At 34.7% G+C, this 9,896-nt stretch carries 9 protein-coding genes; all 9 read left to right on the top strand.

Features of this window, described 5'->3' with window-relative positions:
• On the top strand, window positions 1-1,700 hold a 1,700-nt coding region (locus ABI549_RS12210), incomplete at its 5' end, for a multicopper oxidase domain-containing protein (RefSeq protein WP_348076744.1).
• 110 nt (window positions 1,701-1,810) lie between these two features.
• Window positions 1,811-2,374, top strand: coding sequence for a helix-turn-helix transcriptional regulator (locus tag ABI549_RS12205; protein ID WP_348076743.1), 564 nt, complete (start codon window positions 1,811-1,813; stop codon window positions 2,372-2,374).
• An 80-nt stretch (window positions 2,375-2,454) separates the two neighbouring features.
• Window positions 2,455-3,027: a helix-turn-helix domain-containing protein gene (locus ABI549_RS12200; RefSeq protein WP_348076742.1), complete on the top strand. Its 573-nt coding sequence runs from the start codon at window positions 2,455-2,457 to the stop codon at window positions 3,025-3,027.
• Between the two features lie 55 nt (window positions 3,028-3,082).
• Entirely contained in the window at window positions 3,083-5,338 is a 2,256-nt protein-coding gene (locus tag ABI549_RS12195) for a heavy metal translocating P-type ATPase (protein WP_348076741.1), read from the top strand.
• 144 nt (window positions 5,339-5,482) lie between these two features.
• On the top strand, window positions 5,483-5,692 hold the full coding sequence (locus ABI549_RS12190) for a hypothetical protein (protein WP_348076740.1): 210 nt from the start codon (window positions 5,483-5,485) through the stop codon (window positions 5,690-5,692).
• A 317-nt stretch (window positions 5,693-6,009) separates the two neighbouring features.
• Window positions 6,010-6,591, top strand: coding sequence for a Crp/Fnr family transcriptional regulator (locus tag ABI549_RS12185; protein WP_348076739.1), 582 nt, complete (start codon window positions 6,010-6,012; stop codon window positions 6,589-6,591).
• Window positions 6,592-6,659: 68 nt separating this feature from the next.
• Window positions 6,660-7,217, top strand: a complete 558-nt coding sequence (locus ABI549_RS12180; RefSeq protein ID WP_348076738.1) for a flavodoxin family protein — start codon at window positions 6,660-6,662, stop codon at window positions 7,215-7,217.
• 7 nt (window positions 7,218-7,224) lie between these two features.
• Window positions 7,225-7,812, top strand: a complete 588-nt coding sequence (locus ABI549_RS12175; protein WP_348076737.1) for a YceI family protein — start codon at window positions 7,225-7,227, stop codon at window positions 7,810-7,812.
• 403 nt (window positions 7,813-8,215) lie between these two features.
• Window positions 8,216-8,749, top strand: a complete 534-nt coding sequence (locus ABI549_RS12170; RefSeq protein ID WP_348076736.1) for an NAD(P)H-dependent oxidoreductase — start codon at window positions 8,216-8,218, stop codon at window positions 8,747-8,749.
• Window positions 8,750-9,896 lie beyond the last annotated feature (1,147 nt).

Here is a 9,896-nt window from a genome sequence, read left to right as displayed (position 1 = left end):
GGTTTGCTATTCAAAAAGGTACAACTCAAAGTTATGCCGAAGCTATTAAACAAGGTTATTTCAAAACGAAAGTAGCTAACGAATGGAAACGAATGACTGCTATGGATGTAAGCGATGTATATTATGATAACTTCTTAATTAATGGTAAAACCGAAAGTCAACTTTCACAATTTAAAGCTGGTGACAAAGTACGATTACGAATTTCTAATGGAGGGGCTTCATCCTACTTCTGGTTAAATTATGCAGGAGGAAAAATGACAGTAGTAGCCAATGACGGTAACGATGTAGAACCTGTTGAGGTAGATCGATTAATAATTGGCGTTTCAGAAACCTATGATGTAATAGTTACGGTCCCAGCCGAAAATACAGCCTACGAATTTGTAGCTACGCCGGAAGACAGAACTAAATCAGCATCCATTTATATAGGTCAAGGTGTCAAACAATTAATCAGTCCGATGCCAAAACTAAAGTATTTTGACGGAATGAAAATGATGAATGATATGATGAATATGGACGGAACCATGAACGATATGGGAATGGATATGTCTTTGCAAAAAATGGATATGAACACAGTAATGTATCCAGAAATTTCAGGAAATGCGATGTCGGTGAATCACGATAATATGAAAATGGATGATATGAACATGAGTAATTCAAACCATACAATGACTGACGCTAGTTCTGATATTGTTACTTTGAATTATGCAATGTTAAAATCGCCTATAAAAACTACACTTTCTAAAGATGCATCAGTTCGTGAAATGCGATTTGAATTAACCGGAAACATGAACCGTTATGTTTGGAGTTTAGACAATAAAGTACTTTCAGAAACTTATAAAATTTTAATCAAAAAAGGAGAAACGGTTCGCATTACATTATATAATAATTCGATGATGCGTCATCCTATGCACTTGCATGGTCACGATTTTAGAGTCTTAAACGGACAAGGTGATTATGCGCCTTTAAAAAATGTGTTAGACATCATGCCAATGGAGACTGATGTGATTGAGTTTGATGCAAATGCCGACGGTGATTGGTTTTTTCATTGTCATATTCTCTACCACATGATGGCCGGAATGAATCGGGTGTTTACTTATGAAAAATCACAACCCAATCCGTATTTACCCAACAAAGCAGCTGCTTATAAAAAATTACAAGCGGAAAGCAATGAATTTCATATTATGGCAGAGAATGATTTTGCCACTAATGGTAACGATGGCGGGTTGATGATTCAGAATACACGTTGGAGCATCGGAACGGAATGGCGTTTAGGCTATTCTGATATGCATGGTTATGAAACGGAAACGCACATTGGTCGGTATTTGGGCAAAATGCAATGGCTGATGCCCTTTGTTGGCTTTGATTGGAGGTACAGAAAAATGGAAGATGGCGATATGGAAGAAAACCTGTTTGGTCAAACCAATACAAAAGACAAGCGAGGTGTGTTTAGTGTTGGGGTTGAATATACCATGCCATTGCTTATAAAAGCACAGTTTGAAGCGTATCACGACAGTAATTTCAGGTTTCAATTAGAACGTATGGATATACCAGTTTCCAAAAGGCTTAGAATGAACCTGATGTGGAATACGGATAAAGAGTATATGGCCGGACTGCGATACATAGTCACCCGAAACTTAGGAATAACGTCCCATTATGATAGTGATATGAGATTTGGTTTTGGTATTGGATTAAATTACTAACAGGGGCTTTCATAACTAGAAAGTATAAATCATACCTTAATTAGGGATGCCCTATCGAATCAATTGTATTTTTGTAAATTTGTTCACGCAATTCTTAAAACTAGTCTTCAATGAAATTATCGGTAAAAAATATGGTCTGCCAGCGATGTATCATGGTAGTGGAGCAGGAACTGGAAAGACACAACTTAGTTGCTGATAGTGTGCATTTAGGTGAAATCATATTTAAGGATGAACTTTCGGACGAGCAGATTGCTCAGCTCAAAATTGGTTTGGCCTCAAATGGTTTTGAAGTTTTAGATGATCGCAAAGCCATGATAATCGAAAAAGTAAAAAACATTATCGTTACCCTTATTCATGGGTCGGAAGATATTGCGGTAAAAAGAAATTTTTCCGATATTATAGCACAACAATTACCTATTGATTATAATTATATCAGCTCTATTTTTTCTTCTACTACCGGTATCACTATTGAGCAATATATTATCCTACAGCGCATAGAAAGAGCTAAAGAGCTATTGGTTTATAATGAACTTTCGTTAAGTGAAATATCCTATAAACTTGGTTATAGTAACGTGCAGCATCTTTCAACTCAATTTAAAAAAATTACCGGGCTTACCCCTTCCTATTTTAAGTCTATCAAAGACAGTAAACGAAATCCGTTGGATCAATTGTAAAATTTTACACATCATTCAGTAAATAATACAACAACGCCCTCTGCATCATGTTCTAATTTTGTCTTTCAAATTGGAAGAACATGAAAACAATCAACACATTACGTATTAAAGGAATGGTTTGCGCACGCTGCATGAAAGTAGTGTTTGAGGAACTATCATTACTAGGTATTGAAATTGACTCGATTACTCTGGATGAAGTTTCATTTATAGGCGAGCTGCCTGCCAACATCGATGCACAAGAAGTAAAAAACACCCTTCAAAAATATGGATTTGATCTTTTAAGCGATAAAAGGGAGGCTCTCGTTATCCTAATTAAACTAGCTGTTGCGGAAGCTATTGTAAAGCAATTTGAATCTAAAAACACCATTCTATTTTCTGTTTTTCTGAGCCGCGAACTGAATATGGACTACCCTATGTTAAGCGCTGTTTTTTCTGAACTTGAAGAAATGACACTAGAAAAATATATTATTACGCAGCGTATATTAAAAGTTAAAGATCTTTTACTGACCACCGGTAAATCGCTTACTGTTATTTCCGATGAGCTTGGTTTCAGCAGTGTTTCCCATTTATCAAGACAGTTAAAATCGTATACCGGATTCGACACCTATCATTTTAAGAATCTCAGAAAGAATACCGCCATTTCACAATCGTAGTTTCAGTCATTAATCAAATCAAAAGCAATCAAAATTAAAAACAATTTTCTCAATTATGAAAACAGCAAAGCAAAATGCTCCAACAAAAGATAAAATGAATATTTTCACCAAGCGAACTTTTCCGGTTACAGGGATGACCTGTGCTGCGTGTGCTATCAGTGTGGAAAGCATTCTCAAAACGACCGATGGTGTCAAAGACGCCGGTGTGAATTATGCCAATCAATCCGCCTGGATTGAATACTCTGACGATGTTACTATCGAAGAAATTCAAAACAGAACCCGTTCTGTTGGTTATGATTTGATTGTGGGAGTGGAAGATCCTTTTCAGGCGCAGCAAGATGCTCATTTAAAGCAGTATCAAGAACTAAAAAGGAGAACCTTTTTAGCTATCTTATTGTCAATACCAGTCTCTACCATAGGTATGTTTTTTATGGATATACCCTATGCCAATTATATTATGATGTTATTGTCAACACCTGTCGTCTTTTATTTGGGCAGAAGCTTTTTTGTTAATGCCTTTAAACAAGCCAAACACCGAAAAGCGAACATGGATACCTTGGTAGCTTTGAGTACAGGGATTGCCTACATCTTTAGTGCATTCAATACTTTTTTTCCTGAGTTTTGGCATGCCAAAGGATTACACGCACATGTATATTTTGAAGCTGCGTCTGTAATCATTGCTTTTATTTCTATTGGAAAACTTTTGGAAGAAAAAGCAAAATCGAATACCTCGTCCGCATTAAAAAAACTAATAGGACTACAACCTAAGACGGTGCGAATTAAAGTAAACGGAACAGAAACGGAGATTCCTGTTTCTGAAGTACAAATTGCGGATAGTATAGTTGTCAAACCAGGTGAAAAAATTCCGGTGGATGGAGCTGTTACTTCGGGAGTTTCCTTTGTAGATGAAAGTATGATAAGCGGAGAACCTATTCCGGTTGAAAAAACCGCCGGTGAAAAAGTTTTTGCAGGGACCATTAATCAAAAAGGCAGCTTTGAATTTAAGGCTGAAAAGGTTGGAGGAGATACGGTATTGGCTCAAATTATTAAGATGGTGCAGGAAGCCCAAGGCAGTAAACCGCCAGTGCAGAAACTGGTTGATAAAATAGCTGGTATTTTTGTTCCTGCTGTTTTACTAATTGCAATCGTTACTTTCATTAGCTGGATGCTCTTAGGAAATGAGAATAATTTAACACATGCTTTACTGACTTCTGTTTCAGTATTGGTTATTGCCTGTCCGTGTGCTCTGGGGTTAGCAACTCCCACTGCTATTATGGTAGGTATTGGTAAAGGAGCAGAAAACAATATCCTGATAAAAGATGCTGAAAGTTTAGAGCTTGCGCATAAAGTTGACGCTATCATATTAGATAAAACAGGCACTATCACCGAAGGGAAACCAGTAGTGACTGACATCATATGGAAAAATACTGATTATGATTTTATCTACACCAAACAAATACTGTATGCTATGGAGGCGCTATCTGAACATCCTTTAGCAGAAGCAGTAACAGCTCACTTAAAGCAAGATTTACTGTCAAACGTTGCTTTGAATGATTTTCAGAGTATTACGGGTAAAGGAGTAAGTGCCAAAAACGAAAGTGTAACTTATTTTATTGGTAATAAGAAATTAATAGAAGAACAGCATATTAGAATGAATGAACTAGTGCTTTCTAGCGCTGAACAGTGGCAGAAAAATGCTAAGACTGTAGTCTATTTTGCCAATGAAACAGAAGTTCTCGCTTGTATTGCCATTTCAGATAAAATAAAAGCAAGTTCAAAAGAAGCTATTGCCACTTTGCAAAATAAGGGCATAGCAGTATATATGCTAACGGGTGACAATCCCCAAACGGCACAAGCCGTAGCAAAAGAAGTAGGCCTTTTGCACTATAAAGCAGAAGTAATGCCATCTGAAAAGGCAGCCTTCATCAAGGAATTACAGTCCAAAGGCCATGTCGTTGCAATGGTTGGTGACGGTATCAACGACAGTCATGCACTGGCTCAGGCCGATGTAAGTATTGCCATGGGCAAAGGATCAGATATCGCAATGGATGTTGCGAAGATGACCCTAATTACTTCCGACCTTACTATGATACCTAAAGCACTGGAACTTTCGAGAAAAACCATTACTACCATTAAGCAAAACCTGTTTTGGGCCTTCATTTATAACTTAATTGGAATTCCGCTTGCAGCAGGATTATTGTATCCCTACAATGGATTTTTATTGGATCCTATGATAGCAGGAGCGGCTATGGCTTTAAGTTCGGTTTCGGTAGTCGGAAATAGTTTAAGACTGAAAGGATTAAAGCTTTGATTCCACAATTAGGATTGGTTGTAGGGTTTTATACTGCCTTTCTGGCAGCTGCTGTCCTGAGTGGACTGGCTGTGCTGATTACACTATTTTATATTAAAACAACAAAGTAAAAATCAAATAAATATTAATTAAATTTTTAAAATCATGAATACTTTACAATTCAAAACAAACATTAAATGTGCAGGTTGTATTTCAAAAGCAACTCCAGTATTAAATCAAAAATTCGGCGAGGGTCAATGGGATGTAAACATCATGACTCTAAAAAAGACTTTGACCGTTACTTCAGACTTAAACGAAGAAGAAGTGGTTGAAATTGTTAAGGAGTCGGGCTTTACGGCGGAACCCATTTCTTAGCTACATTCCAAAACAATGAGTTTACGACATTGTTCGTAGTTATACTATGCTATTAATAAGTCAGGACCTATTTAAAATATGCTTCTCAGCACTGTTTAAAATAGGTCCTGTCTAATTGCATTTTTGTCCTGTTATTAGAATTAAACAATAGCTTACCTATGCACTATACCATCAAAAAACTATCTTTATTAAAAATCAGAACCAATGAGCAACTTAGTTATGGTGAATTGGATCCAAAGTTTTCGGATTGTATTAAAGCCTTACTTATCCGTAATTTTAATGATTTACTTCTGTATGCTTTTTAAAAACTAAATTAAATGAACTTTGATTTACTACTTCAAAATGTTGCAAAACACATTCAGCTAGACAAAACTGAGTCTGACTTTTTTATTTCGTTATTAGAAATTAAAACAATTAAACGAAAAGACTATTTGCTTCAACAAGGTGACATCTGTACAACAGAAAACTTTATTATAAAAGGCTGTTTACGGGCTTATACCATAGACGAAAACGGTGTTGAGCATGTTATACTATTTGGTATTGAAGATTGGTGGGTTGGCGATTTATATAGTTTTCTGATGGAAACACCCACAAATTTTTTCATTGACGCTTTGGAAGATACAGAAATTATACAAATCACGAAAGACAAACTAGCCAGGCTATATGAAAGAGTGCCAAAGTTTGAAAAGTTCTTTAGACTTATTCTACAAAATGCGTTCATTGCCCAACAAAACCGCATCAATCAAAATCTTTCTTTCACTGCAGAACAGCGCTACCTTGACTTTGTAAATAAATATCCTCAACTAGAACAACGGCTTTCTCAAAAACAGGTTGCCTCATATTTAGGTTTTACGCCGGTATTTCTGAGTATGATTCGAAGAAAATTGACACAAAAGTGATTTGTTAAACTACTTTAATTTTTATCGTTTTTGTTCGCTCTTACTTTGCATCATCAAAATCACATGAAATGAAAATTGTTATTATTTATCACACTGGTTATGGACATACAAAAATTGTTGCCGAGCATATTCAAAAAGGCGCTTTGAATGAAGAGGCTGAAGTTGCTTTGCTATCAACACTTGAAGCACAAGACAATTTTGAGTTGCTGCATGAGGCAGACACCTTAGTTTTTGGTTGCCCAACATATATGGCAACAGTTTCTGCCGAGTTTAAAAAATTTATGGAAGCTACTGGAAAGTTCTGGTATGCTCAGAAATGGAAAGACAAGTTTGCTGCTGGTTTTACCAACTCATCAACCTTAAATGGAGATAAGTTAAATACTCTGCAACAGCTTTCGCTTTTTGCAGCACAACATAGTATGCTTTGGATTTCAACAGGTATTTTACCAAAGTACGAGAACAACAATCAGTTAGAGGAACCTAATGGGTTAGGAAGTTATATCGGGCTTATGACACTTTCGGATAATGGGACTAAGGAAGTAAATATGCCAAAAGGATTAGCAACTGCAGAACTTTTTGGACAACGCATTGCAAAAATTACAAAACAATTAAAACAATTAAAATAATTTAAAAATGAAGAAAACAATCACAACCGGCTTATTAGTCCTAGCAATGTTCGGAGTAGCATCTGCACAAAATACAAATTGGAATATAGACAAATCCCATTCATCAATTAATTTTGCTGTAGATCATTTGGTAATATCTGAAACCACAGGAAAATTCGAAGATTATACTGTGAATGCTAAATCTGACAAGACGGATTTTACAGATGTAGTATTTGATTTTACAGCGCAAATCAATAGTGTCAATACAGATGATGCCAAAAGAGACGAACATTTAAAAAGTGCAGACTTCTTTGATGAAAAGAATTACCCTGTTATTACATTTAAAAGCAAGAAGTTTATTAAAGTAAAGGGTAATGCTTATAAAGTGACAGGAAATTTAACAATGCATGGCGTTACTAAAACAGTTACATTATCTGCGAAATTTGGAGGTATAATTAAAGATCCCTGGGGTGGAACAAGAGCCGGTTTAAAAGTATTTGGCGAAATTGACCGTTATGACTTTGGTTTAAAATACAATTCGGTTTTAGAATCAGGAGGGCTTTCAATAGGACAAATGATCAGAATTACTTGTAATATTGAATTAATTAAAGCTTAGTGGTTAAAAGAGTACACGAATTTAATAAGCTATTTATGATTACGAAGTACCTAATTATTGAAAGGAACCATAGCGTAATCGTTTTTGAAAAAAGTTTACTCCATACAGAGGTTGCAAAACCATTCGGCACAATTAAATCCGCAGGATTCTGTAAACTAAGTATAAAAAATAACAAACTTAAAATTAAATGCTTTGGAGCATCTTCGACCTTAAGAATTGACAGTAATCCAACGGCGGACGAAGAGCTAATCAGAGATTTTGTTTTATAAAATCCGCAAATGAAGATTGGTAACTATGTAAATTAATACTATACACTTCGATTTCTGTCTTATTCTTAAAAGATTTTAATAGGTTACTTTTGCGTATCGAATAAAAGCACAGAAAACACAATTGATACAGATAAATGACACGAAAAAAAAATATTTTTGTAATTATAGGAAGTGCGAGTAGCAAGTCGGCGAACGAAAAACTCGTAGTCCATTTTGCTAAATTGACAAAAGACACTTTTAATGTAACAGTCTTTAAGGACTTGAAAACACTACCCCATTTTGATCCGGAGTTATCAATTGACAATCCTCCTATAAAAGTAATAGAATTTAGGCAACATGTTGAAACTGCTGACGCAATACTCATTTGTACGCCTGAATATCTCTTTAGTATACCAAGTGGACTGAAAAATGGCATTGAATGGTGCGTTGCAACAAAAGTTTTTACGGACAAACCAATTGGAATTATTACAGCTTCAGCAAATGGACAAAAGGGACACGAAGAAATTCAGTTAATTATGAAAACTGTTATGGCAAAATTCACTAAAGAAACAGCATTGTTGATTCAAGGAATAAAGGGTAAAATAGATATAAATGGACAAATTACAGATACCAAAACAGTTGATAATTTTAATGAATTTATTACCGGATTGAAGAATTTAACAAGCTAAAGAAAGATCACATTAAGTATCACGAAACAATTTTAAGTGGATTTATGTAAAAAAGCATAGAATAAATTGGATTATGTGCTACTGCACTAAATTGCAGATGGTAATGAAGAATCCTGCGGAAAATTAAATTTCATAGTTTCGTCACTTTTATTTTCTCGCAATTAGTTGATGAATTTTTAATCAGAAGAAAATCAATAGTGAAACTACTTTTGAATTGACAGACGTTAAAAAAGTTCTAAAAACTGAAATCAAACTTGTTACAATAATTATATGTAATGCTAAAGAAAAATGAGAAACTATCAAAACAGAAATCAAATCAAAAATTATAATTTACGCAACGTCTGAAAAAGGCTGGTCAATTCTGACTAATTTCGATAGTTATCCCATTGGAATCCATTCATAAAAATAATAGTTAGAGCATTTAAAGTTGGGCATAAAATCAAAGTAAGAATTGAACGTTCGGAAAAAAAAGGAATGATCATTACCCAAAAATTATAACTTTTAAAGGCAACAATAAAGTAAGTTAGCTTGGGTATTTTTTGTTTCCTAGATTATTTGATGGGGAACATAAATTTGAGCTTATCTACAACACAAACGAGACTATTTAAATGAACAAATTCACTCGGGCCAAAAGGTTGCTTGTTTTAAAAAGTTCATCGCTTGTAAGATATTGCCAGTAACGGTTTTCAATCCAACGCTCAACTACTGACTCATCACTTTATGTAAACATTTCTTTTAAAGGTAATAAACCTGCTATTTTACGAATTGATATAGAGGGTCTTCCTTGCTATGAATATAAATTCTGGAACTCAACCTCCATTTTATTCCAAGAAATCTTCTGTGATAATATTACCAGTGATTACCCAAGTTTAATAAGGCCTGTGAGTGCATTTTTGAATAAATTCTGTTTAAAATAGGGTTCAATTTTAACTAACATAGTACCACTTTTTTTACTCAAATATACCATGTTTAGCTATTTAACGTAGCATTTCTTAACTATTTTTAACAATCAATTATTTAACATTCAATTATTTATATCACTATTAAAGGTTGAGTAATTAGATAGCCACCGTTAGAAAAGAGACATTCAAATAACATTACAGCAGATATTTTGCTTAATAGGATTTATTAACTTTTGATAAAATTG

The organism is Flavobacterium sp. (assembly GCF_039932285.1).
In the GTDB taxonomy this organism is placed as follows: domain Bacteria; phylum Bacteroidota; class Bacteroidia; order Flavobacteriales; family Flavobacteriaceae; genus Flavobacterium.
The sequence above is the reverse complement of the archived record's forward strand: the minus strand, read 5'-3'. Positions and strand labels throughout refer to the sequence as shown.

What these genes read in the sequence shown, in the direction of transcription:
- ABI549_RS12190 (WP_348076740.1), top strand. Translation starts at nt 5,483, where the DNA reads ATGAATACTTTACAATTCAAAACAAACATTAAATGTGCAGGTTGTATT.
- ABI549_RS12175 (WP_348076737.1), top strand. Translation starts at nt 7,225, where the DNA reads ATGAAGAAAACAATCACAACCGGCTTATTAGTCCTAGCAATGTTCGGA.
- ABI549_RS12170 (WP_348076736.1), top strand. Translation starts at nt 8,216, where the DNA reads ATGACACGAAAAAAAAATATTTTTGTAATTATAGGAAGTGCGAGTAGC.
- ABI549_RS12200 (WP_348076742.1), top strand. Translation starts at nt 2,455, where the DNA reads ATGAAAACAATCAACACATTACGTATTAAAGGAATGGTTTGCGCACGC.
- ABI549_RS12180 (WP_348076738.1), top strand. Translation starts at nt 6,660, where the DNA reads ATGAAAATTGTTATTATTTATCACACTGGTTATGGACATACAAAAATT.
- ABI549_RS12205 (WP_348076743.1), top strand. Translation starts at nt 1,811, where the DNA reads ATGAAATTATCGGTAAAAAATATGGTCTGCCAGCGATGTATCATGGTA.
- ABI549_RS12195 (WP_348076741.1), top strand. Translation starts at nt 3,083, where the DNA reads ATGAAAACAGCAAAGCAAAATGCTCCAACAAAAGATAAAATGAATATT.
- ABI549_RS12185 (WP_348076739.1), top strand. Translation starts at nt 6,010, where the DNA reads ATGAACTTTGATTTACTACTTCAAAATGTTGCAAAACACATTCAGCTA.